Raw genomic sequence first — 23,785 nt, 5'->3', positions numbered from 1 at the left:
GAAAGTGTCGGTGGGTCGCGGTAGCGTGCCCGCGTGGATCGGACGTTCCAGGTAGACCTGCGCGGGGTTGTGGACCTGCTCAGCCACCATCTCTACGCGAGCCCGCGCGTCTATGTGCGGGAGCTGCTCCAGAATGCCGTCGACGCGATCACCGCGCGGCGCGCGCTCGACCCGGCGGCGCCGGCGCGGGTGCGCATCGAGCCGCCCGACGTGACCGGTGACGGCACCCTGCGCGTTTCCGACACCGGCATCGGGCTCACCGAGGAGCAGGTCCACCAGTTCCTGGCCACGATCGGGCGCAGCTCCAAGCGCGACGACTTCGGCTTCGCCCGGCACGACTTCCTCGGCCAGTTCGGCATCGGCCTGCTCTCCTGCTTCCTGGTCGCCGACGAGATCCGCGTCCTGACCAGGGCGGAAGGCAGCCCGACCGTGCTGTGGCGCGGCTTCGCCGACGGGCGATACAGTGTCGCCCCCGCCGGCGAGGACCGCCTGCACGTCGGCACCACCGTGACGCTGGTGCCGCGGCGCGACGCCGAGCAGTGGCTGGTGCGCAGGACCGTGACCGAGCTCGCCACGCTCTATGGCTCGCTGCTGCCGGTGACCGTCGAGGTCGCCAACGACCGGGTCACCGGCGACGGGCCGCCGTGGATCGGCGACGGCGATCTCGTGCGGTATTGCCAGGAGGTCTTCGGGTTCACCCCGTTCGACGTGGTCGACCTCTCGGTGCCCGAGGCGGGGCTGACCGGTGTCGCGTTCGTGCTGCCCACCCCGGCCAACCCGGCGGCCCGCGCCGGGCACCGCGTCTATCTCAAGCGGATGCTGCTCGCCGAGGGCGCCGAGGGGGTGCTGCCCGAGTGGGCGTTCTTCGCCCGGTGCGTGTTCGACGCCGGCGAGCTGCGCCCGACCGCCAGCCGCGAGGCGCTCTATGAGGACCAGCTGCTGGAGTCGACCCGCGAGGCGCTCGGCGACCAGCTGCGCAGCTGGCTGGTCCGGCAGGCCACCCGCGACCCGCGGCGGCTGACCGAGTTCATGGAGATCCACCACCTCGGCGTCAAGGCGCTCGCCGTCCACGACGACGAGATGCTGCGCCTCGTCGAGCGCTGGTGGCCGATGGAGACCAATGTGGGTCGGATGACCCTCGCCGATTTCCGCGCCGCGCACGGCCTGGTGCGATACACGGTCCAGGTCGACGAGTTCCGCCAGATCGGCGCGGTCGCCGCGGCGCAGGGCATGCCGGTGGTCAATGCCGGCTATGTCTATGACGCGCAGCTGATCGAGCGGCTGCCGCTCGTCGAGCCGGGCGCGATGATCGAGCGGGTCGAGCCCAGCGACCTGACCACGCACTTCGACGCGCTGGAGCCGGGACTGGAGCTGGCCCGGCGGCCGTTCGTCGCCCGGGCGCAGCGGGCCATGGACCGGCTCGGCTGCGAGGTGGTCCTGCGCGCGTTCGACCCGGCGGGCCTGCCGGCCATGTATCTGGTCAACCGGTCGGCCGCGTTCGCCGCCGAGCTGCGGGCGACCCGGGAGCGGGTCGACGAGGTGTGGGCCGACGTGCTCGACGCGCTCGCCCGCACCGACGACGAGGACCGGCCCCAGCTGGTGCTCAACCATCGCAACCCGCTGGTCCGGCGGGTGAGCGAGCTCGCCGACGAAGACCTGATGCGGCTCGCCGTCGAAGGGTTGTATGGCCAGGCGCTGCTGCTCGGCCACCATCCGCTGCGGCCGGCGGACGCCGCGCTGCTCAACAGCTCATTCCTGGGCCTGCTCAACAAGGCGGTCGCACGTGAAGACTGAAGACGAGCTCTGGGCCCTGCTCCGCGAGGCCGACCACATGCCTTATGGCAGCGGCCAGATCGCGCTGGTCGAGCAGATCGTGCAGCACGCCGACGCCGGCGGCTTCGACGAGCTGCGCTTCGCCGCCCGCATGCAGGCCACGACGGCATATGTGCACGGCGGGGAGACCGCGAAGTCGTTCGTGACGTTCTCGTGGTGCCGCGCGGAATATGACGCCCACCCCGACCGCTTCGACCGGCACTCCGAGAGCCTGCTGCTGTGGCAGTTCAAATACATGGTGTCGGGGCTGCTGAAGTTTCCCGAGGTGCCGCTCGGCCGCACCCACGACGTCCTCGACGACATGGAGCGCCGCTTCCGGGCCGGCGGGCACAGCCTGCAGGCCGTCTATTCCTATCGGCACGCCGTGGCCGCGCACGTCGGCGACCCCTCCGCCGACGAGTGGTATGAGAAGTGGTGCGCGACGCCGCGGGACGACAACTCCGACTGCGTCGGCTGCGACCCGACGTCGAAGGTCTATCACCTGGTGTCGGTCGGTGACGACGAGGCCGCCGTCGCGCTCGCCCAGCCGGTGCTGGCCGGCCACCTCACCTGTGCCGAGCAGCCCCAGTCGATCCTGACGTCGCTGCTCGTGCCGTATCTGCGCACCGGCCGGCTCACCGAGGCCGCCGACGCGCACCGCCGCGCCTATCGCACCCTCCGCGGCAACCTGGCCGACCTGCAGCGCATCGGCGAGCACGTGGTGTTCTGCGCGAGGACCGGCAACGAGACCCGCGGCCTGGAGATCGTCGAGCGGCACCTGAGCTGGCTCGACAAGGCCCCACACCCGCAGGCCGACATGTGGTTCTCCGCCGCGGCGGCCCTGCTGCTCGGCCGCCTCGACGACACGGTGCTGATCGCCACCACCCAGGCCGGCGGCACCTCCCGCAGCGGCGGCGCGGGCAGCGGTGACGGTATCGCCGGTCACGTGACGGCGCCGGAGCTTGCCGAGCGGCTGGCCGCCCGGGCGCGGGCTCTGGCGGCGCGGTTCGACGCCCGCAACGGCACCGACAACATCGGCCGGCTCATCGAGGCGAGGTTGCACGCCGAGCCGCTCGTGGAGCACCTCCCGCTGAGCGCCGTGGCCCGGACGCTGCGGGCCGCCACGGTCCCGGCCACGGTCCCGGCGACGCCGCCGCAGCCGCTGCCGAGTGACCCGGCGGAGCTGCTCGACCGGGCGGAAGAGCTGTTCGACGAGTATCGCTTCACCGAGGCGCGGGCCGCCTGGGAGCGCTTCGACGAGCTGGTCGCCGACCCCGAGCCCGCGCTCGCGGTCCGCCGGGTAGAGGCCCGCGGCCGGCTGGCGGGCGTCGACCAGGAGCCCGACGCGGCAGAGGCCGCGTTCCTGGAGGCCGCCGCCGGTTATCGCCGGCTCGGCGACGAGCGGTCCGCGCTGATCGCCGAGGCCCGCGCGCTGCTCGCCCCCGACGCCGAGGACCGGCAGGAGGAGGTCCTGGCCAGGCTCACGGAGGTCACGGAGCGGATCGTCGCGGTCGGCGACGCCGACACCCGGGCCGAGGCGCGGCTGCGGCTGGAGTATCCATTGCTGGCGCTCGACCGGCTCGACGAGGCGCTCGCCGCGGTCGAGGCCGCGGTCGCCGAGCAGCCGGCCCGCCCGGCGCTGCGGGCGGAGCTGGCCGGCCGGCGAGCCCGGTGCCTGCTGGTGCTGGAGCGTTTCGAGGAAGCGGTGACGGCTGCCGTCGACTGCCGGGAGCAGTATGGCCGGCTCGGCGACCCACCGCCGGTCGCGCTCGCGGCGCTGATCCACGGTCACGCGCTGGCGAATCTCAACCAGTTCGACGCGGCCGTTGAGGCGTTCGACGCCGCGCTCGACGCCGCCGTCGAGCGGGACCCGAGGCTGTCGGCGCTGGTGGGCAGGGCCAGGGCCAGGCTCGCGGGTGGGCAGCCGGCCGAGGCGGTCGACGACCTCGTCGAGGCGATCGCCGACCACGTCGCGCACGGCGAGGACGGGCCCGCCGCGATCCTGCGCTTCGACCTGGCCGGCGCTTATGACCAGACCGGGCAGCTGCTGGACGCGGCCGAGGCGGCGGAGAGCGCGATCGACGTGCTCGACCGGATCGGCGCCCAGGAGTATGCCGACCGGACCAGGTATCTGCTGTCGCGGGTCTATCGGGAGCTCGACGAGCCCGACCAGGCCCTCGCGCTGCTGGAGACGCTCGCCGCCAATCTCGACGGGTTCGACAACCTGCAGTCCCGGGGCCGGATGCTGCAGGAGGCGGCCCAGCTGCTCTACCGGGCCGATCGGGACGCGCAGGCGGCGGACCGGTTCGGCGCGGCCGCGGCGGCGTTCGAGGCGGCCGGGGTCGTGCAGGCCGAGCTCTACAACCGGCGGATGCGGGCGCTCTCGCTGCGCTGGGCCGGCAGCGTGGACGAGTCGCTCACCGCGCTCGCCGAGGCCGACGCCCTGGTTGCGTCGTTGACCAGGACGGCCGACGCGGCAGAGCCGTGGCTGGTGTGGCAGCGGGCGATGCTCGACTGTGACGCGGCCCGGGTGCTGCTCGGCGCGGGCCGGGGCGACGACGCCTTGGCCCGGGTCGCCGGCGCGGGTGGCGTGCTGCGCGGCATCGGCGCGCTCGGCGAGGCCCTCGACGCCGACCTGCTGCACGCGGAGCTGCTTCTGCGCTCGGGCGACCCGGCACCCGCCGAGCCGCTGCTGCGCTCGGTGCTCGGCTCCGCGCCGACCGGCTCGCAGGCCGGGCAGAACGCGGCCTGGATGCTGGCCGAAGCACTCGAGGGAATGGACCGCTCAGACGAGGCCGCCGAGATCCGCCGGCTCCATCTGGAGCAGTGACGAACTTAACGACCGTTCAGCGAATGTCTTGACACAAGGTTAGGCTTTCCCCATGACGCTGGAGCAATCGGCAGTGCGACCACCTGCACAGACCCGCGGTGCCGGGCCTGCCGGACAACGTCGCCGCTCACGGCGCGAGGAGATTCTCGAGATCGCAGTCGGGCTCTTCGCGACCCGCGGCTATCACGGCGTCTCCATGGACGACATCGGCGCGGCCGCGGGCGTGACCGGTCCCGCGCTTTATCACCATTTCGCCGGCAAGGAGGCGATGCTGGCGGCCGCGCTCATCCCGGTCAGCGAGCAGCTGCTCGCCGGCGGGCAGGCCCGCATCTCCGAGGCGTCCGAGGACCCGGCCGCGGCCCTGGCCGCGCTGGTCGACTTCCACGTCGAGTTCGCCTTGGCCAACCCGGCGGTCATCGCCCTGCACCTGCACGAGCTCGACCGGCTGCCCGAGGAGCCGCGGCGGCAGATCCGGCGCCTGCAGCGGCTCTATGTCGAGGAGTGGGTCAGCACCCTCACCGCACTTCGTGACGAGCTCACCGCCGGTGAGGCTCGCGTCCTGGCCCACGCCGCCTTCGGTCTGATGAACTCCACGCCGTTCCTCGGCGGCGAGGTCGACCGGCCGCGCCGCGCCGAGCTGCTCCGCGCCGCGACACTTTCCGCGCTGCGAGGGTGACCCCGAGGGGGTTATCCACAAGCCCTTTACGTGTAAACCCACAGAGTTATCCACAGGAGACGCTCCGCATGCTGACCTCGCTGCTCGTCGCCAACCGTGGGGAGATCGCCCGGCGGGTCATCCGCACCGCGCGCAGGCTGGGGATCCGCACCATCGCCGTGCACTCCGACGTTGACGCCGGGCTGCCGTTCGTCAGCGAGGCCGACGAGGCGGTGCTGATCGGCCCGGCCAACCCGGCCCAGTCGTATCGCAACATCGAGGCGATCCTGGCCGCGGCGAAGTCGACCGGCGCGGAGGCGATCCACCCCGGCTACGGATTCCTGTCGGAGAGCGCGGCCTTCGCCGCCGGCGTCGTCGAGCACGGCCTCATCTGGGTGGGGCCCGGGCCCGAGGCGATCACCGCGATGGGCGACAAGATCAACGCTCGCAATGTCATGGCCGCCGCCGGTGTGCCGGTAGCGCCCGGCACCACCGACCCGGCCGCCACGGCCGACGAGGCTGTCGGCGCCGCGAACGACATCGGCTACCCCGTGATGGTGAAGGCCGCCGCGGGCGGCGGTGGCATGGGCATGGGCGTCGCCGCCGACGAGGCCGGGCTGCGCACGGAATATGAGAAGGTCCGCGCCTTCGCCGAGCGGATGTTCGGCGACGGGTCGGTGCTCATCGAGCGGTATTTCCCCCGGGTGCGCCACATCGAGGTGCAGATCCTCGGCCTCGCCGACGGCCGCGTCGTCGCCCTCGGCGAGCGCGAGTGCTCCGTGCAGCGCCGCAACCAGAAGCTCGTCGAGGAGACGCCGTCACCGGCCCTCGACCCGCGGCAGCGCGCCGACCTGCTCGCCGCGGCCGTCCGCGCCGGCGAGGCGGTCGGCTACCGCAACGCCGGCACCGTCGAGTGCCTCTTCGACCCGACGACCGGACAGTTCTTCTTCCTGGAGATGAACACCCGCCTGCAGGTCGAGCACCCGATCACCGAGGCTGTGTTCGGCATCGACCTGGTCGAGGAGCAGTTGCGGGTCGCGTCCGGCCTCGCCCCGACCTTCGACCCCGATGCGCTGCGCGCCACCGGCCACGCCATCGAGGTCAGGGTCAACGCCGAGGACCCGAAGCGCTTCCTGCCCGGCCCCGGCGCGGTCACCACGTGGGTCGAGCCGACCGGCGACGGAGTCCGCGTCGACGCCGGGTATGGGCCGGGCACCGTCGTCACGCCCAGCTACGACTCGCTGATGGCGAAGCTGATCGTGCACGGCGCCGACCGTGCCGAAGCCCTCGCCAAGCTGCGGGAGGCTGTCGCCGGGTTCGAGGTCGTCGGCCCGAAGGTCAACCTGCCGTTCTTCGCGGAGCTGCTCGACAACCCCGAGTTCGTCTCCGGCGACTACGACACGGGGATCGTCGGCCGGATGCGTGCTGGAGGTGTGCGGTGAGCTTCGTTTCCATCCGTGAGGTCGGGCCCCGCGACGGCCTGCAGAACGAGGACCCCGTCCCGGCCGCCGCCAAGGTGCGGCTGCTCGACGCGCTGTCCGCGACCGGGGTCGGCAGGATCGAGGCCGTCTCGTTCGTCCACCCGAAGGCGATCCCGCAAATGGCCGACGCCGACGAGGTGTGGGCGGCCGCGGTCAAGAACCCGGCGGTGCACTACTCGGCGCTGGTGCCCAACTCGCGCGGTGCCGAGCGGGCGCTCAAGGCCGGCTTCGGCGAGATCGAGGTCGTCGTCTCGGCGTCCGAGACCCACAACCAGCGCAACGTCAACCGGTCGACGGGGGAGTCGCTCGACGACATCGCCGGCCTGATCGCGCTGCTGCACGGCGCCGGCGCCACCGCCGAGGTGATCATCTCGACCAGCTTCGGCTGCCCGTTCGAGGGTGACATCGACCCGGCGCGGGTGGCCGGCATCGTCGACCGGGTCGTCGCCGACGGCGCCGACCGGGTGGCGTTCGGCGACACGACCGGCATGGCCACGCCGCGCCGGGTGCAGGACGTCGTCGGCCTCGTCCGCGACCGCCACCCCGACCTGCCGCTGCTGCTGCACTTCCACAACACCCGCGGCGCGGCCCTGGCCAACATCCTCACCGCGATGCGGATGGGGATCACCGAGTTCGACGCGAGCGTCGGCGGGCTCGGCGGCTGCCCCTACGCGCCCGGAGCGACCGGCAATGTCGCCACCGAGGAGGTCGTGCACCTGCTGCACGACATGGGCTACGACACCGGCATCGACCTGAAGGCGCTGATCGAGGCGGCCGCGATGGCCCAGGAGATCGTCGGGCGGGAGCTGCCGTCGGGCGTGCTCAAGGCCGGTCCGCGAATCCCTTTCTGACGCTCGCTGTCCCACTTGTGCCCGATTCGCCGGGATAGTGGCGTGTCCCCGGCGGAGACGGTTCGTTGCTCAGTACGGAAACAGTCACATGAAGGGCGACGAGCCCGACATTGAGCCCGTACTGAGAGGCGGCCATGGCCCAGAGGAGCGAGCGCAACCCGCGCACGGCCCGCTGTGTCCGGTCCGCTGCCCGGATCGCCGTCAAGGGTCTGGTCGTCGCCGGTTTCGCCGGTGTGGCCTGGCTGCTGTCGGCATCGGCGGCGCACGCCTCCAGCAGCACGACGACGTCGTCGGGCTCAGACGGTTTCGCGTCCGGGGTCTCCCTGATCGCGCCGGTGACCAACCTGGTCACCGGGACCGGCGGCTCAGGACTCGACCTGCTCGGCTTCGGCGCCGGCGGCAACCGTCACGGCGCCTCCAGTCACATCTCCAGCGGTCACATCGGGTCCACCGGTGTGCCCTCGGGCGCGGCGAAGCACGAGTCGAAGCGTGACCTGCTCACCGGGACGGTGCTGACCGTCCTGCGACCGGTGACGGGCACCGTCCTGGCCACCACCGACAGGGCCACGGACAAGGCGGCCACCAAAGCCGCCACTCCGGCATCCGTCAAGATGTCCCGCTTGACGTCGGTGAACGCGTCGAGCGCCACGAACTCACGCACCAAGAGGCCGGCCAAAGCCGGCATCAAGAACGCCCGCAAGACGTCTACGCAGGAGCCGGCCGTCCAGGTCGAACCGGTCGGCGTCGGGTCAACGGGCGACGTCGTAGCCGCGGCGACCGGCACCTCCCGTGCCGGCGTCGACCCGACACGCGTCGCCTCCCGTGCCATGGACACGCTCGACCGGCTCGACGCCGGCGACGCCACGCACGAGAAGCCGGTCGCGGACCGGACCGAAGCGCAGGGCACGCGCCACGTGCCGCTGCTGCCCCGCCCGGCGCCCGTCCCGGCACCGGCGGTCGGCATCACCTCGGGAGTCCCGGGCACCGGCTCGGGCCTCAACCACGACGGTGGCGCCGCCGCCACGCTGCCCGCCGCACCGGCCGGCACGAAGGTGCTCGCCTTCCGGCTGGACGCGGTCGAAGACGCCGAGCTGAGGCTGCTCGCAGCCGAGAGGCCGACAGTCTCACCAGACTGAGGCCGGCCGGCCAGCCGACGCGACGCGAAGCGGGCCGAGCCGGAGCCAGCCAGGGTCCCTGGGCCTGCATCGACCGCATCGACCACATCGCGGCATCTCGCACCACCGAACACACACGCACCATCCGGGCGCACGTCGACAGGGCGGAGCCGGGCAGAGCCTGCCCGCACGCAGGCATCACGGCTCTGATCCGCGCCCATCAAGCAGCACTGAAGAGAAACACCTACCGAAGGGTCTCACTTTCACCATGAAGACGTGGGTTCGTAAGTCGCTCAACGTGGGCGTGCTTTCCGCGGGCTTCCTGCTCATCTCGGGCGGGGCCGCGCACGCCGACTGGACGACTGGCTACAACGCCGGCCTGCTCAACGGCAATCAGTTCGACACCACCCTCCAGCTGCCGGTCAACGTCTGCGGCAACTCGATCGCGGTCCTCGGCTTCGCCGACGCGTCCTGCGGCGGCGGCGCCGCGGCGATCGACACCGAGAGCGCCACCACCGAGGACTGGACCACCGGGTACAACGCCGGTGTCGCCAACGGCAACCAGCTCGACACCACCCTGCAGGTGCCGGTCAACGTCAGCGGCAACGCCGTCAGCGTCCTCGGCTTCTCCAACGCGTCGAGCCAGGGCGGCGCGTACGCCGTCAAGGGCGGCGGCATGTCGGACGACCGCGGCCGGGGCAACGGGCACGGCCACGGCCGGGGCCACGGGCACGGCGGCGGCAACGGCGGCGGCAACGGCGGCAACAACGGTGGCTACGCGGCCAGCAACAACGGTGGCTACGACGACGCCGACGCCGACGACTACACCGAGAGCACCGGCAACCGCACCGAGGACTGGACCTCGGGCTACAATGCGGGCCTGCTCAACGGCAACCAGTTCGACACCACGCTGCAGGTGCCGGTCAACCTGAGCGGCAACGCGATCAGCATCCTCGGCTTCTCCAGCGCGCAGAGCGCCGGCGGTGCCTGGGCGGTCAAGGGTGAGAGCGCCTCCACCGAGAGCTCCCGCACCGAGGACTGGACCACCGGCTTCAACGCGGGTCTGCTGAACGGCAACCAGTTCGACACCACGGTCCAGGCGCCGATCAACGTCTGCGGCAACGCGATCGCGGTCCTCGGCTTCTCCAGCGCCTCCTGCGGCGGCGGCGCGGTCGCCGTCGACGGCGACGGCTGGGGCGGGGGCAACGGCGGCGGCAACGGTCACGGGCACGGCCACGGCAACGGGCACGGCAACGGTGACTGGGACGACGACTGGGACGACAACGGCAACGGCAACGGCAACGGTGGCTACGGCGACGACGACGCTGACAGCAACGGTGGCTACGGCGACGACGACGCCGACAGCAACGGTGGCTACGGCAACGGCGGCAACGCCAACAACAACGGTGCCTACGGCAACGCCGCGGGCAACGCCAGCAACATGAGCTCGCACGGCGCCTCCGCGTCGCACGGCAAGGCGAAGACCAAGAAGGTCTCCAGCGAGCACAGCCGCGGCAACGGCCACGGCACCGGCGCGGCCAACGACGGTGGCTACGGCAACGGCAACGGCAACGGCAACAACAACGGCGGCTACGGCAACGGTGCCGGCAACGGCAACGGCAACGGTGGCTACGGCAACGGCGCCGGCAACGGCAACGGTGGCGGCCACGGGCACGGCAACGGGCACGGCAACGGCAACGGGCACGGCAACGGCAACGGGCACGGCAACGGTGGCGGCGGCGCGACCGCCGTCAAGAACTCCTGCAGCGACTGGACCACGGGTTACAACGCCGGTCTGCTGAACGGCAACCAGTTCGACACCACGCTGCAGGTGCCGATCAACATCAGCGGCAACGCGATCAGCCTGTTCGGTTTCTCGCAGGCGTCCAGCCAGGGCGGCGCGGTCGCGTACTCCTGCTGACATCGGTACCGGGGTCCCTCTGATCCGCAGGGGGACCCAGGGCCGCGCCGGGCGCACACCGACCCGTGCCCGACGAGCCATTGGTACTTGACCTCCGCTTCGGCTAACCTGAACGATCGTTAGGCATAACGATCGTTCAGGTTGCTGACGCGGAGGTCGCGCCATGGTGGAGGGTCTTCGGAAACGCGTCGAGGCCGGCGGTGCCGAGAAGTATCACGCGGCAAACGCGGCCCGGGGCAAGCTCTTCGCCCGGGAGCGGGTTGCCCTGCTCGTCGACGAAGGAACCTTCGTCGAGGATGGCATGTTCGCCAACGTGCTGGCCGAAGGCCTCCCGGCCGACGGCGTCGTCACCGGCACCGCCACCGTCGACGGACGACCGGTCTGCCTGATGGCCAACGACTCGACCGTCAAGGCCGGCTCCTGGGGCGCCCGGACCGTCGAGAAGATCATCCGGATCATCGAGAAGGCCTACAGCACCGGCGTCCCGATGGTGTATCTCGTGGACTCCGCCGGCGCCCGCATCACCGACCAGGTCGACCTCTTCCCCGGCCGGCGCGGCGCCGGCCGCATCTTCCACACCCAGGTCCGCGCCAGCGGCAGCATCCCGCAGGCCTGCGCCCTGTTCGGCCCGTCCGCGGCCGGCGGCGCCTACATCCCCGCCTTCTGCGACGTCGTCGCCATGGTCGAGGGCAACGCCTCCATGTATCTCGGCTCCGACCGCATGGTCGAGATGGTCACCGGCGAGAAGACCACCCTCGAAGCGATGGGCGGCGCGCGGGTGCACTGCGCGGAGTCCGGCGTCGGGCACTTCCTGTGCAAGACCGAGGCCGAGGCCATCGAGACCGTCCGCCGCTACCTGTCCTACCTGCCGTCCAACTGGACCCAGCCCGCCCCGGTCGCCGCGCCCGCCGAGGCCACCGGCCTGCCGGAGATCCCGGCCAGCGAGCGCCAGGCCTTCGACATGCGCCGCTTCGCGAAAGGCCTCGTCGACGAGGGCTCGTTCTTCGAGATCCAGGCACTGTGGGCGCGGGAGCTCACCACCGGTTTCGCCCGCATCGACGGCAAGCCCGTCGGCGTCGTCGCCAACAACTCGATGTTCAAGGGCGGCGTGCTCTTCGTCGACTCCGCCGACAAGGCGACCCGCTTCGTGCAGCTCTGCGACGCGTTCAACGTGCCGCTGCTCTTCCTCGCCGACGTGCCCGGATTCATGGTCGGCTCGGCGGTGGAGAAGCAGGGCATCATCCGGCACGGCGCCAAGATGATCACCGCGATCTCCGAGGCGACGGTGCCGAAGATCTGCGTCGTCGTGCGGAAGGCCTACGGCGCCGGGCTCTATGCGATGGCCGGTCCCGGCTTCGAGCCCGATGCCACCATCGCGCTGCCCACCGCGAAGATCGCCGTGATGGGCGCCGAGGCGGCGGTCAACGCCGTCTACGCCAACAAGATCGCCGCGCTGCCCGACGACGAGGCCCGCGCCGCGTTCGTCGCGGAGAAGCGCGCCGAGTATGAGCGCGACATCGACATCATGCGCCTGGCCAGCGAGCTGGTCATCGACACGGTCGTCGAGCCGGGCGCGCTGCGCGGCGAGCTGGGCCGGCGTTTCGCCGCCGCCGCCGGGAAAGACCGTCAGTTCTCGCACCGCCGTCACGGCGTCACGCCTGTCTGAGAGGCATTGTCATGGTCGACTTCACCCTCGGCGAGGATCTCGAGGCGCTGCGCCTCAGCGTCCGCGAGTTCGCCAACGACGTCGTCGCGCCCGTCATCGGCGACTACTACGAGCGGCACGCGTTCCCGTATGACATCGTGCGCCAGATGGGCAAGATGGGCCTCTTCGGCCTGCCCTTCCCCGAGGAGCACGGTGGCATGGGCGGCGACTATTTCGCGCTCTGCGTCGCGCTGGAGGAGCTGGCCCGTGTCGACTCGTCCGTGGCGGTCACCCTTGAGGCCGGCATCTCCCTCGGCGCCATGCCGATCTACCGCTTCGGCACCGCCGAGCAGAAGGCCCAGTGGCTGCCGAAGCTCGTCACCGGCGAGGCCCTGGCCGCGTTCGGGCTCACCGAGCCCGGTGCCGGCTCCGACGCCGGCGGCACCCAGACCCGCGCCGTGCTCGACGAGACCACCGGCGAGTGGATGATCAACGGCTCGAAGGCGTTCATCACCAACTCCGGCACCGACATCACCATCATGGTCACCGTCACCGCCGTCACCGGAGTCAACCCGGACGGCTCCAAGGAGCTCTCCTCGATCATCGTGCCGAACGGGACGCCGGGCTTCACCGTCCAGCCCGGCTACTCCAAGGTCGGCTGGTGCGCCTCCGACACACACGAGCTGAGCTTCGACGACGTGCGCGTGCCCGCCGCCAACCTGCTCGGCGAGCGCGGCCGCGGCTATGCGCAGTTCCTGCGGATCCTCGACGAGGGCCGGGTCGCGTTCGCCGCGCTCGGCGTCGGCCTCGCCCAGGGGTGCGTCGACGAGTCGGTCGCCTACGCCAAGCAGCGTCGCGCGTTCGGCAAGGCGATCGGCGAATACCAGGCGATCCAGTTCAAGCTCGCCGACATGGAGGCCCGCGCGCACACCGCCCGCCTCGCCTACTACGACGCCGCGTCGCGCCTGGTCAACGGCCGCGACTTCAAGCGCCAGGCGGCGATCGCGAAGCTGCAGGCCAGCGACGCCGCGGTCACCAACGCCCGCGAGGCGACCCAGGTGCACGGCGGCTACGGCTTCATGAACGAGACCCCGGTGGCCCGCATGTGGCGCGACGCGAAGATCCTCGAGATCGGCGAAGGCACCTCGGAGGTCCAGCGCATGATCATCTCCCGGTCGTTGGGGCTCTAACGTTTAAGGGGATTTCGCGGGGTTGCGCGGGCGTGCTTGCATACTGCGATGTTCGCGAAACTCGGCACGCTCATGGACCGCCACCGCTGGCCCGTCATCGGGGTGTGGCTGGCAGTGACCGTGGCGGGTGCGGTCTTCGGTGGCGGCCTGTTCGACCGGCTCGCCACCACGAGCACCAACCGCGCCGACAGCGAGTCGGCGATCGCGCAGGCACGCATCGACGAGCTCGCCCCTGAAGGCTCGATGGTGATCGCCGTCATCGAGGGCAAGGACGTCTACGACCCGGGGCTCAACGCCAGCGTCACCAAGGCGACCCAGGAGATCAAGGCCATGCCCGGGGTCAAGGAGGTCAACGACCTCTACAACGGCCCCGGCGGTCAGATCGGCGCCGACAACATGAGCACGACGGTGCGCGTCGAGCTCGACCCGAAGCTCGGCGAGAGCGCCCGCGAGGACCTCGAGGACAAGGTCAAGGCGCGCCTGAAGCTCATCGAGGCGCCCAAGGTCACCGTCGGCGGCACGAAGATCGCCGAGCGGGCGTTCGGCGAGCAGTCGGTGCGCGACCTCGCGATCGGCGAGAGCATCGCGCTCGTCGCCCTCCTCGTCGTGCTGGTGCTGATCTTCGGCGGGGTCATCGCCGCCGGGCTGCCGCTCGCGGTGGCCATCGTCGGTGTGTCCGGGTCGCTGCTGCTCCTGCTCGGCCTCAGCTTCGCGACCAAGGTCAGCGAATACTCCCTCAACGTCGTCACCCTGCTCGGCATCGGGCTCGCCGTCGACTACTCGCTGCTCATCGTCGCCCGGTTCCGCGAGGAGCGGCAGACCCACGAGCCGACCGAGGCGCTCATCGAGGCGGTCGCGCGGTCCGGCCGGGCGGTCGCGATCTCCGGCATCGCGGTCGCGGCGACCCTGGCGGGCCTGACGGTCTTTGCGGAGCCGCTCCTGGCCGCCGTCGCGCTCGGCGGTGCCGCCGTCGTCGTGCTCGCGACCGTTGCCGCTTTGTCGCTGGTACCGGCGCTGCTCTCGCTCGCCAAGGACAAGATCCCGGCCGCCGGCGAAGGGCGGTTCACCTTCAGGACGGACCTCCTCGCGAAGCTCGCCGCCAAAGCACAGCAGTCGCCGGGACCGGTCGCCCTCGGTGTGACCGTCGGCCTGCTCGTACTGGCGGCGCCGCTGCTCGGGGCGAACTTCGCCAACTCCGACGCGCGGGCGCTGCCGCACAGCAACGAGGCCCGGCAGGCCTATGACGCGCTGCAGACGAAGTTCAACAACGACCACCCCGACGACGTCGTCGTGCTGCTGGAGGCCGGCCCCGAGCGCGCCGACGTCCGCATGTTCATGAACCAGGTCAACAAGGAGCTCACCGGCCAGGTGTTCCGCCAGGAGGTGCGCCCCGACGTGCCCAAGGGCTGGACGGTCCTCGACCTGACCCCGAAGGGCGAGGTCGGCGGGCAGGAGGGCCTCGACCTGGTGCGCAAGGTGCGGGCCATGCCGACCCCCTTCTCGAAGTGGGTCACCGGGCCGAGCGCCGAGGTCATCGACTACCAGGACTCCCTCGCGCGGCGGCTGCCGATCGCGGCGCTGATCGTGCTCATCGTGACCGTCGTGGTGCTCTTCACGCTCACCGGCTCCGTGGTCATCCCGCTCAAGGCCGTCCTGATGAACCTGCTGACCCTCGTCGCCACGCTCGGCGTCCTCGTCGTGGTGTTCCAGTGGGGCTGGGGGCAGCTGCCGCTCTTCTTCGACTCCTGGGGCGGCATCGACCTGACGACCCCGGTGCTGCTGTTCGTGTTCATCTTCGGGCTGTCGATGGACTACGAGGTCTTCCTCCTTGCGCGGATCAAGGAGGAGTACGACCAGCGCCCCGACACCAACCGGGCGGTCCTGCGCGGCATCACGAAGTCCGGCCCGGTCGTGACGGCCGCCGCGATCTGCATCGTCATCGTGTTCCTCGGCTTCGCGGTCGGCGGGCTGGTCGCGGTGAAGGAGATCGGCGTCGGCATGACCGTCGCCGTGATCCTCGACGTCACGGTCGTGCGGGGGCTGCTGCTGCCGGCGCTCATGACGATGCTCGACAGCTGGAACTGGTGGGCGCCGTCGTTCCTCGCCCGGCCGGGTGCCGCCCGGGTCGTGCCGCCTTCGGGGAAGCAGGTCCCGAAGCAGCGGGCCGCGGACCCCGCCGACGACCTGACGGTCGAGGTACCGACGCTCACCAAGCCCGACAAATAGACAATCGTCGTAGTTCCGACGGCCAGCTTCTGCGGGAGGGCTCCCGTCAGTACCCTTCCTCAACATGTCTCCAGTTGCGGATCATGATCCGCGGGGCGCCGGGGCAGGGTTCGCCGCCGCGTTGCGGACCCGCCGCCTGGCCCGGGGACTGACCCAGGAGGAGCTCGCCGGCCGGGCCGGCCTCGGCGTACGCACCCTGCGCGAGCTCGAACGAGGCCGGGTCGCCCGCCCCCAGCGGGGAACCCTCGCGCTGCTCGCCGACGCGCTCGACCTCGTCGGTCCGGACCGGGAAGACTTCCTCGCCGGGACCGTCGCCACCACCCCGGCGACCCTGCCGCTGCCCACGGCACCCGCGCTCATCGGCCGCGACGCCGACATCGCCGAACTGCTCGACCTGCTGGAGCGCGCCGACCTGGTCGCGCTCGTCGGCCTCGCCGGCGTCGGCAAGACGGGCCTCGCCCACGCCGTCGCGCACGCCACCCCCGGCACCGCCGTCTCGGTCACGATCACCGACGTGTCGCAGCCCACCGACGTGTTCGCCGCCGTCGCCGCCGTCTTCGGCGTCGCCCGCGCCGAGGAGCTCCTCGACCGGCCGTCGCTGCTCGTCCTCGACGGCATCGACCGCTCCCACCGCAGCGCGGTCAAGGCCATCAGCTGGCTCCGCGCCCGGGTGCCGGCGGTGAAGATCCTCGCGACCAGCCGCCGCCCCCTCGCCGGCGTCGTCCCCGGCGCCGTCGACTGGCGGGTCGAGCCGCTGGACCTGCCGCACGCGTCGGCGCCCACCTCGCTCGCTGAGGTGCGCCGCACGCCGGCCGTCGCGCTGTTCCTCGACCGGCTCCGCCAGGTCCGCCGCGAACCGGTGCCGGACGCCGAGATCCCCGCCGTCGCCGAACTGGTCCGCCGCCTCGACGGGCTGCCGCTCGCGATCGAGCTCGCCGCCGCCCGCGGGCGCGTGCTGGAGCTGCCCGAGCTGCTGTCGCGGTACGGCAACCGCGTCCTCGACCTCGCCGCCACCGATCCCGACGGTCAGCGGCTCCGCGACGCCGTCGCGGCCAGCTACCACCTGCTGGACGAGCCCGATCAGGCCGCGCTGCGCCGCCTCGCCATGTTCCGCGGCCGCTGGTCGCTCGAGCTCGCCGAGGCGCTGCTCGGGTTCAACGCCGAAACCGTGCTCGACCGGCTCGTCGGGCTCGGCCTGGTCAGCGTCCGCGGCCCCGGCGAACTGCGCTTCCGCCTCCTGGACGTGGTCCGCGACTTCGCCTCCGAGCGGGGCGCCGAGCTGGGCGAGCTGCGGGAGCTGCGCATCCGCCACGCCGAGGTCGTCACCAGGATCGCGGTCCGGCTCGCCGCCGACCTCGTAGGACCGGCCAGCGCCGCGGCCGTGTCCCGGCTCGACTACCTCAACAGCGACATCCGTACGGCGCTGCGGTACGCCGCCGTCCGCGACCCCGCCATCGCGCTGCGCCTCGCCGGGGCCATCCCGCGCTGGTGCCGGCTGCGCGGCCGGGACGTCGAGGCGCACAACCTGCTCCGGCGGCTCCTCGACGACCCGCGCACCGCCGGTTGCGACCCGCTGATCCGCGCGACCGCCCAGGTCGCCGCCGGGATGCTCGCGATGGCGCACGGCCGGGGCTTCGCCGAGCTCTGGCCGACCGAGGCCGCGCTCGAGGTGCTCGTCGCCCACGGTGACGCCGCCGGCGAACTCGCCGCCCGAGCCGTCCTGGCCGGGGTGTGGCAGGCGGTCGGCGGCGCCGACGAGTCCCGCCGGCACAACGAGGCGATGCTCGGGCTGGCCATCCGTACCGGCCGAATCCGGGAGATCGCCGTCTCGCAGAACAACATCGCCTGGCACGACATCCGCACCGGCGACCTGGCCACCGCGGCCCGGCGGCTGGCCGGCGCGGGACGGCGCGCCGCGGAGGCCGGCGACACCCGCCTCCAGGCGCTCACGCAGGCGAACCTGGCCGAGGTCGCGCGCCTCGACTGCCGCTATGACGACGCCGTCGACCTGGCCCGCCGCGCCGCCGCCGCGACCGCCGAGGTCGGCGATCCCACACACCGGGTCCGCGCGCTCGGCACGCTCGGGCAGGCGCTCGCCGAGTCCGGCCGCCTGCGGGAGGCGGACGACGTGCTGGTCGAGCTCGCCGAGCTGCCCGGCAATGCGGGGGCGTCGGCCATGATCGGCGGGTATCTCGGACTGGCCCGGGGCGACCGTGCCGCGGCGGCCGTCGCGTTCGAGACGGCGGCCAATGTGCTCGCCGGTCGCGATGACATCCGGGATGTACTGGAGGCGCTCGTCGGACTGGCCGCGAGCGCCGGGCCGGCGGACCGGGCACGGGCGCTGGGCGAGCTGGACGGGATCTGCGCGCGGGGCGGGCTGTCGCTGCTGCCGCGGGAGCATTCACTGCTGGCAGGCTGACGCTCCGCACGCCTGTTGGGCACGGACGAAGACCCCCCGGGCGCGTGTTGCCTTCCCACCTGCTTCGTCCGTGCCGGTCCCCATTGACTGCGGGATTGGTGCCGTGTGCCTCCCCGAAGCGGACACTAACGAAGCTGTTCGCCTGGAATGCGGCTTTGCACGCCTTTCACCACATGGACCGGCAGAAGCTGCCGGTGATCCTGCCGGTCGCGTTCCCGGCCTTTCACGCCATCAGGCCGCGGCGGCCACGCCAGAGGTGGCGCCGGGGCGGACCGCGTCGCGGATCGTGCGGAGGTTGCCGAGCAGCGTCTCCAGGGCGTCCGGTGACAGCCGGCCGGTGAACCACTCGTCGATGAGCGCGAGGTGATCCGGCAGGACCGCATGCATCTTGGCGACGCCGGCGGGCGTCACCACCGTGAACGAGCCGCGCCGGTCCGTCGGGCAGGCCCGGCGCATCGCGAGCCCGTCGCGCTCCAGGCGGTCGACGACCCGGGTCACGCCACTGGTCGACAGGCCGGTCTGTGCCGCGAGGTCGGTCATCCGCAGCTCGCCGCCGGGCGAGCGGGCGAGCCTGACCAGCACCTCGAAGTCGACATTGCCGAGACCGTGCTCGGCCAACTGGACGTTGAGCCGCGCGGTCACACCGGTGAAGGCCTCGACGAACAGGCCCATGGCGGTGATTCGCGGATCTTCCAGCATCTCGTCGGTCACAGTGGCAGTCTAACAGAAGAGCTTGACAAACGAGAGTCTGCCGTGAGTATATTTGCGTCAGCAATCTTCTCCGCCACAGCACATCTGGAGGGCATCATGACCGCACCGGCCGGCACCCGCGAGTTCAGCGGCGTCAACATCCCGACGCCGGGCAAGTTCGACATCGACCCGGCCCACACGCGGGTCAGCTTCGTCGCGAAGCACCTCATGGTGAGCAAGGTCCGCGGCGGCTTCACCAAGGCCGCCGGCACGATCGTCATCGCGGAGGACCCGCTGCAGTCGCACGTCGAGGTCGACATCGACGCCGCCAGCATCGACACCGGCGTCGCCGACCGCGACGGCCACCTGCGCAGCGCGGACTTCCTCGACGCCGAGAAGTGGCCGTCGCTGACCTTCAAGAGCACCCGCGTGGTCGGCTTCTCCGGCGGCGAGTTCAAGCTCGTCGGCGACCTGACGATCCGCGACGTCACCCGCGAGGTCGAGCTCGACGTCGAGTTCGAGGGCCACGCGAAGAGCCCGTGGGGCCAGGAGGTCATCGGCTTCAGCGCGACCACCGAGATCGACCGCGAGGACTTCGGCATCACCTGGAACCAGGCGCTCGAGACCGGCGGCGTCCTCGTCGGCAAGAAGGTCAAGATCGAGATCGGCGCCGAGGGTGTGCGCCAGGCCTGAGTCGGCCCCGGCCGACAGCTGTACTGATCGTGCGCCTTCGAGACCGGTTCGCGTCTTAAGCCGGAGTTTGACCATCGTGCAGAGGGTGGGCGAAATCTCCCACCCTCTGCAAGGTTTTGCTCACCGTCGGCTGAGGTTGCGCCCGTTTTGTCCCTAGCGGTACATCCCGACCACTCCTAACGTGGAGGGTCCACGGGATCGGCCGGGATTTTGGGGAACACAATGGGGCAAGACGTCATACGGGGAGCATTCTCGCGTGAGGACCGCGCCCGATATCGGTATAAAGTTCGCCGATGTCTTGATGTGTTCGCCCTGATGCTCAACGACTTCCGGTTCGACTCGGACCGGCCGATGACAGGCCTCGAGATCGAGCTCAACCTCATCGATCCCGACGCCCAGCCGGCCATGCGCAACGCCGAGGTGCTGGCCGACCTGGCAGACCCGTCGTTCCAGACCGAGCTCGGCCAGTTCAACCTCGAGATCAACGTCGCGCCGCGCGTCATCGAGGGCGACGGCCTCGACATCTACGAGCGCGAGGTCCTCGCCAGCCTCGTCCACGCCGACGAGCGGGCCCGCAAGTCCGACGCCCGGCTCGCGCTCATCGGCATCCTGCCGACCCTGCGGCCCGAGCACACGGTGCTCGCCAACCTGTCCAACAACCCGCGCTACCAGCTGCTCAACGAGCAGATCATCAACGCGCGCGGCGAGGACATCGCCCTGGACATCCGCGGCCGGGAGCGCCTGGAGGCCGAGTCCGACTCGATCGCCGCCGAGTCCGCGTGCACCAGCGTCCAGTTCCACCTCCAGGTCGCCCCCGAAGACTTCGCGATGCACTGGAACGCGTCCCAGGCGATCGCCGGCATCCAGGTCGCGGTCGGGGCGAACTCGCCGTACCTCTTCGGCAAACGGCTCTGGGCGGAGACCCGCATCGCGCTGTTCGAGCAGGCCACCGACACCCGCCCCGAAGAGCTCAAGGCCCAGGGCGTCCGCCCCCGGGTCTGGTTCGGCGAGCGCTGGATCACGTCGATCTTCGACCTGTTCGAGGAGAACGTCCGCTACTTCCCGCCGCTGCTGCCCATCACCGACGACGAAGACCCCGTCGCCGTCCTGGAGTCCGGCGGCGTCCCGCACCTCGGCGAGCTCCGCCTGCACAACGGCACCATCTACCGGTGGAACCGTCCGGTCTATGACGTCATGAACGGCCGCCCCCACCTGCGCGTCGAGAACAGGGTCCTGCCCGCCGGCCCCACCGTCGTCGACCAGGTCGCCAACGCCGCGTTCTACTTCGGCCTCGTCGGCGAGCTCGTGCAGCAGGACCGTCCGATCTGGACGCAGATGACGTTCTCCGCCGCCGAGGAGAACTTCCACACCGCCGCCCGCGAAGGCCTCGACGCCCGGCTGTGGTGGCCCGACCGGGGTGAGGTCCAGGTCGCCACCCTCGTTCTGGACGAGCTGCTGCCCCTCGCTTCGGCCGGCCTGGACCGCTTCGGCGTCCACCCCGCCACCCGTGACCGCCTGCTCGGCGTGATCGAGGGCCGCTGCCGCACCGGCCGCAACGGCGCAGCCTGGCAGACCGAGACCGTCGACGACCTCGAGGCCAGGCACCACCTCGACCGCCGCTCAGCACTCCGCGAAATGCTCCAGCGCTACAGCGTCGGCCTCCACGCCAACGAACCCGTCCACACCTGGCCCGTCTGAGCGGCGGCGCTCCTGGCAGGGCCGGTGCTACTCGCCGGACTTGCCCCGGCCCCGACCACGGCCCCTGCCGGGGGCGGGCTTGGCGGGCTCGGAGGACGTCGAGGTGTCCGAGGGCCACAGCGGCTCGACGGGACCGCGGGCCGACGACGACGGAGCCGGAGCGTCCGGGTCGTCGGTGACGGTGTCCTCGGCATAGGCGCGGTTGGCCGACTCCGAGGCATAGGTGCGGCCCGACGACTCGGTGCTGCCATAGGCGCGGGACGGGGCATAGGCGTCGGACTCGAGGTCCTTGGCCGAGTCCAGCTCAGCGCTCTTGGCGACGCTCGCCTTGCCGGTCGAGGCGGGCGGCTTGCTCGCGACAGCGGGCGTGGCCGGCTTGGCGGCGGCGGCCGTCGCGGGCTGCTTGGTGGCGGTCGCGGCCGGTTTCGCGGCGGCGGCCTGCTTGGGGACGGAGGCCTTGCCGGAGGCGCCGATCGTGACCGGCTCGGCGGTGCGGTCGGGTGCGGCGGCCCACGGGTCGTCGGTGTCCGGCAGCTCGCCCGACTCGGCGCGGCGGCGGGCCTCGGCGGCGTCCGCGTCGGCGAGGGCCTGGGTCCAGTCGGCGATGTCGGAGGCGGCGCGGGCCTCACGGTCGGCGGCGGCGGCCTGGCGGGCGGCCCGGGCCTGGGCGCGGGAGCCGCGCGGGCCGATCGCCGACACGATGACCGAGCCGGCGAGGCCGGCGAGCACCGCATACGGGGCGATGACGAAGGCGGACAGCTGCGGGTCCCGCTCGCCGACGGCGGGGGCGGCGAGGAAATAGGCCAGGGCGACGAGCAGCGGGCCGGCCGCGCCGGAGACCGCCACGCCCACCCGGTTGTCGCCGCGACGGCTGGCCGGCCACGCCGCGAGGGCGCCGATGACCAGGGCTATGGCCAGCATGAGCAGCGCGCCCGGCAGGTTGACCATGTTGCGGATCCAGGTCGCGTCGGTGAACTGCCAGGTGCCGAGCTGGGCGGCGGTGGCGAGGTTGCCGTCGGCGCGGACCACGTCGACGACGGCGACGACGGCGAGGGTCCACAGCCACGCCGACGAGGCGATGACGTTGGCGGCGATCGCGCGGGCGGCCAGGGCGGCGACGGCGATCAGCAGGCCGACGATGATGCCGGCGATCGCATAGCCACCGGCGGTGAAGTAGGGCGCGACGTTGTCGGGCCGGGGCGTGCGCGACGGCACGGCGACCAGCGGCACGACGATGAGGGCGCCGACCGCCGCCGACAACGCGATCACGATCCGCCAAGCCGCGGTCAGCGCGTGCGCGGCGGGTGTGGATGCGTTGCCCGCGACAGGGGTGTCCGCGGGGCTGAGCCGGTCGGCACACAGCGCGCCGATGACCGTCGAGGAGGCCGCGAGCCACGCCACCCAGGCGAGACTGCTGACCCAGACGGTCGCGCTGTTTCCGGTCGGCTGCCAGGAGATGATCCCCAGGCCGTAGCCAAGACCGAGCTGCGCGGCACCCGCGCCCGCCGCGACGCCGATCGCGGTGAATATTGAGGTTGCCCAGCTTCTTGCGGCCATGCCGCGCAGCGTACGCCGAGCAGGCAACCCGGGCGAGTCGATGTCCGGGAACGTCGCGGAGGGTGGACCTGAGGTGGGCAACCTGTGCACCAGCAGGCGATATGTCGGACAAGGTGGTGAACTGGGAACTATGCCTGACGAGCCGGACGCCACCGCCCCGTTCGACAAACCACCACGTCCGGGCGACGCGGACCCGGACGCCACGAGGATCGGCCCCGGCCAGAGTCAGGACCCGGACGCGACCCGGATCGGCGGCGGTACGTCGCCGTTGCGGCCCGACGACAGCGGTGCCACCCGGATCGGCGGCCCGCTCGGCCATGACGAGCCGCCCAAGTGGTCGGCCCGCGCCAATGTCCCCCAGCCGGGCGATCCGTCGCTGCGGCAGTCCGCGCCCGAGGAGTGGATCGAGGAGGACCCGTATCAGGGACGCTCCTGGTTCACCCCCGTGATCGTCGGCGTCGTGGCGCTGGTGCTCGTCGGCGCGCTGACGTTCGGGTTGTACCTCATCTATCAGGCCACCGCCGACGGCGACAACGCACCGCCGAACCAGCTGCCGGAGGTGACGGCGAGCAACAGCGCCGCCGCACCGACGCAGACGCAGCAACCGTCGACGGCGCCGCCCACGTCGGCGGCCCCGTCCGAGACGACGGAGGCGCCGCCGACCAGCGTCACGATCCCGCGCCTGCGCGGCAACTCCCTCGCGCAGGCGACGATCAAGCTCCAGCAGCTCGGGCTCGAGGTGAAGGTCGTCCGCCGGGCCGACGGCTCCGTGCAGCCGGGCGAGGTCGCCGCGACCGACCCTGGCGAGGGCGAGATCATCGCGACCGGCGAGACCGTCACCCTGTACGTGGCGACCGAGCCGTCCGCGGCGCCGTCGAAGTCCTCGGCGTCGCCGTCAGCGGTTCCCCGGTAAGGCCGGCGGGGGGGGGGGGGGGGGGGGGGGGGGGGGGGGGAGGAGGGGGGGGGGGGGGGGGGGGGGGGGGGGGGGGGGTGGGGGGTGGG

At 71.9% G+C, this 23,785-nt stretch carries 16 protein-coding genes; 14 read left to right on the top strand and 2 right to left on the bottom strand.

Going from position 1 to position 23,785, the window contains the following annotated elements:
- Positions 1-33: 33 nt before the first annotated feature.
- The 11 genes from ACZ6TV_RS00250 to ACZ6TV_RS00200 all read left to right on the top strand — a co-directional run bounded on the left by ACZ6TV_RS00250 (position 34) and on the right by ACZ6TV_RS00200 (position 18,145).
- Complete coding sequence (locus ACZ6TV_RS00250; protein ID WP_465293694.1) at positions 34-1,794, top strand: HSP90 family protein; 1,761 nt, start codon at positions 34-36, stop codon at positions 1,792-1,794.
- Positions 1,784-4,642, top strand: a complete 2,859-nt coding sequence (locus ACZ6TV_RS00245; protein ID WP_465293692.1) for a hypothetical protein — start codon at positions 1,784-1,786, stop codon at positions 4,640-4,642. Before ACZ6TV_RS00250 ends, ACZ6TV_RS00245 begins: the two co-directional genes overlap by 11 nt.
- Positions 4,643-4,694: 52 nt before the next feature.
- A complete protein-coding gene (locus ACZ6TV_RS00240; protein ID WP_465293690.1) occupies positions 4,695-5,318 on the top strand; it encodes a TetR/AcrR family transcriptional regulator in 624 nt (207 codons plus the stop codon).
- A gap of 68 nt (positions 5,319-5,386) precedes the next feature.
- The gene (locus tag ACZ6TV_RS00235) at positions 5,387-6,739 is read left to right on the top strand and encodes an acetyl-CoA carboxylase biotin carboxylase subunit (protein ID WP_465293689.1); all 1,353 of its coding nucleotides are present in this window, start codon (positions 5,387-5,389) and stop codon (positions 6,737-6,739) included.
- Entirely contained in the window at positions 6,736-7,629 is an 894-nt protein-coding gene (locus ACZ6TV_RS00230) for a hydroxymethylglutaryl-CoA lyase (protein ID WP_465293688.1), read from the top strand. The genes ACZ6TV_RS00235 and ACZ6TV_RS00230 overlap by 4 nt, the downstream gene beginning before the upstream one ends.
- 134 nt (positions 7,630-7,763) lie before the next feature.
- Positions 7,764-8,765: a hypothetical protein gene (locus tag ACZ6TV_RS00225; protein ID WP_465293687.1), complete on the top strand. Its 1,002-nt coding sequence runs from the start codon at positions 7,764-7,766 to the stop codon at positions 8,763-8,765.
- 247 nt (positions 8,766-9,012) lie between these two features.
- A complete protein-coding gene (locus ACZ6TV_RS00220; protein ID WP_465293686.1) occupies positions 9,013-10,665 on the top strand; it encodes a chaplin family protein in 1,653 nt (550 codons plus the stop codon).
- Positions 10,666-10,828: 163 nt separating this feature from the next.
- Positions 10,829-12,331, top strand: a complete 1,503-nt coding sequence (locus ACZ6TV_RS00215; RefSeq protein WP_465293684.1) for an acyl-CoA carboxylase subunit beta — start codon at positions 10,829-10,831, stop codon at positions 12,329-12,331.
- Positions 12,332-12,342: 11 nt separating this feature from the next.
- A complete protein-coding gene (locus tag ACZ6TV_RS00210) occupies positions 12,343-13,500 on the top strand; it encodes an acyl-CoA dehydrogenase family protein (protein ID WP_465293682.1) in 1,158 nt (385 codons plus the stop codon).
- Positions 13,501-13,548: 48 nt separating this feature from the next.
- Entirely contained in the window at positions 13,549-15,726 is a 2,178-nt protein-coding gene (locus tag ACZ6TV_RS00205) for an MMPL family transporter (RefSeq protein WP_465293680.1), read from the top strand.
- 64 nt (positions 15,727-15,790) lie between these two features.
- The gene (locus ACZ6TV_RS00200) at positions 15,791-18,145 is read left to right on the top strand and encodes an ATP-binding protein (RefSeq protein ID WP_465293678.1); all 2,355 of its coding nucleotides are present in this window, start codon (positions 15,791-15,793) and stop codon (positions 18,143-18,145) included.
- Positions 18,146-18,376: 231 nt separating this feature from the next.
- Here ACZ6TV_RS00200 and ACZ6TV_RS00195 read toward each other — a convergent pair whose 3' ends face one another.
- On the bottom strand, positions 18,377-18,856 hold the full coding sequence (locus ACZ6TV_RS00195) for a MarR family winged helix-turn-helix transcriptional regulator (protein ID WP_465293676.1): 480 nt from the start codon (positions 18,854-18,856) through the stop codon (positions 18,377-18,379).
- Positions 18,857-18,952: 96 nt separating this feature from the next.
- On the opposite strand from ACZ6TV_RS00195, the gene ACZ6TV_RS00190 reads away from it, so the two are divergent.
- Both ACZ6TV_RS00190 and ACZ6TV_RS00185 read left to right on the top strand, forming a co-directional pair.
- On the top strand, positions 18,953-19,528 hold the full coding sequence (locus ACZ6TV_RS00190; RefSeq protein WP_465293674.1) for a YceI family protein: 576 nt from the start codon (positions 18,953-18,955) through the stop codon (positions 19,526-19,528).
- Between the two features lie 222 nt (positions 19,529-19,750).
- A complete protein-coding gene (locus ACZ6TV_RS00185) occupies positions 19,751-21,226 on the top strand; it encodes a glutamate-cysteine ligase family protein (RefSeq protein ID WP_465293672.1) in 1,476 nt (491 codons plus the stop codon).
- Positions 21,227-21,253: 27 nt separating this feature from the next.
- On the opposite strand, the gene ACZ6TV_RS00180 is transcribed toward ACZ6TV_RS00185, so the two are convergent.
- Positions 21,254-22,783, bottom strand: a complete 1,530-nt coding sequence (locus tag ACZ6TV_RS00180) for a hypothetical protein (protein ID WP_465293670.1) — start codon at positions 22,781-22,783, stop codon at positions 21,254-21,256.
- Between the two features lie 130 nt (positions 22,784-22,913).
- Between ACZ6TV_RS00180 and ACZ6TV_RS00175 the strand changes: the two genes are divergently transcribed.
- Complete coding sequence (locus ACZ6TV_RS00175) at positions 22,914-23,696, top strand: PASTA domain-containing protein (protein ID WP_465293668.1); 783 nt, start codon at positions 22,914-22,916, stop codon at positions 23,694-23,696.
- Positions 23,697-23,785 lie beyond the last annotated feature (89 nt).

This window comes from Dactylosporangium sp. NPDC051087, from assembly GCF_055586325.1.
Note: the sequence above shows the minus strand (reverse complement) of the source record. Positions and strands in the feature narration are given on the sequence as shown.

What these genes read in the sequence shown, in the direction of transcription:
- ACZ6TV_RS00240 (WP_465293690.1), top strand. Translation starts at nt 4,695, where the DNA reads ATGACGCTGGAGCAATCGGCAGTGCGACCACCTGCACAGACCCGCGGT.
- ACZ6TV_RS00235 (WP_465293689.1), top strand. Translation starts at nt 5,387, where the DNA reads ATGCTGACCTCGCTGCTCGTCGCCAACCGTGGGGAGATCGCCCGGCGG.
- ACZ6TV_RS00225 (WP_465293687.1), top strand. Translation starts at nt 7,764, where the DNA reads ATGGCCCAGAGGAGCGAGCGCAACCCGCGCACGGCCCGCTGTGTCCGG.
- ACZ6TV_RS00220 (WP_465293686.1), top strand. Translation starts at nt 9,013, where the DNA reads ATGAAGACGTGGGTTCGTAAGTCGCTCAACGTGGGCGTGCTTTCCGCG.
- ACZ6TV_RS00215 (WP_465293684.1), top strand. Translation starts at nt 10,829, where the DNA reads ATGGTGGAGGGTCTTCGGAAACGCGTCGAGGCCGGCGGTGCCGAGAAG.
- ACZ6TV_RS00210 (WP_465293682.1), top strand. Translation starts at nt 12,343, where the DNA reads ATGGTCGACTTCACCCTCGGCGAGGATCTCGAGGCGCTGCGCCTCAGC.
- ACZ6TV_RS00205 (WP_465293680.1), top strand. Translation starts at nt 13,549, where the DNA reads ATGTTCGCGAAACTCGGCACGCTCATGGACCGCCACCGCTGGCCCGTC.
- ACZ6TV_RS00200 (WP_465293678.1), top strand. Translation starts at nt 15,791, where the DNA reads ATGTCTCCAGTTGCGGATCATGATCCGCGGGGCGCCGGGGCAGGGTTC.
- ACZ6TV_RS00190 (WP_465293674.1), top strand. Translation starts at nt 18,953, where the DNA reads ATGACCGCACCGGCCGGCACCCGCGAGTTCAGCGGCGTCAACATCCCG.
- ACZ6TV_RS00185 (WP_465293672.1), top strand. Translation starts at nt 19,751, where the DNA reads ATGGGGCAAGACGTCATACGGGGAGCATTCTCGCGTGAGGACCGCGCC.
- ACZ6TV_RS00180 (WP_465293670.1), bottom strand. Translation starts at nt 22,783, where the DNA reads ATGGCCGCAAGAAGCTGGGCAACCTCAATATTCACCGCGATCGGCGTC.
- ACZ6TV_RS00175 (WP_465293668.1), top strand. Translation starts at nt 22,914, where the DNA reads ATGCCTGACGAGCCGGACGCCACCGCCCCGTTCGACAAACCACCACGT.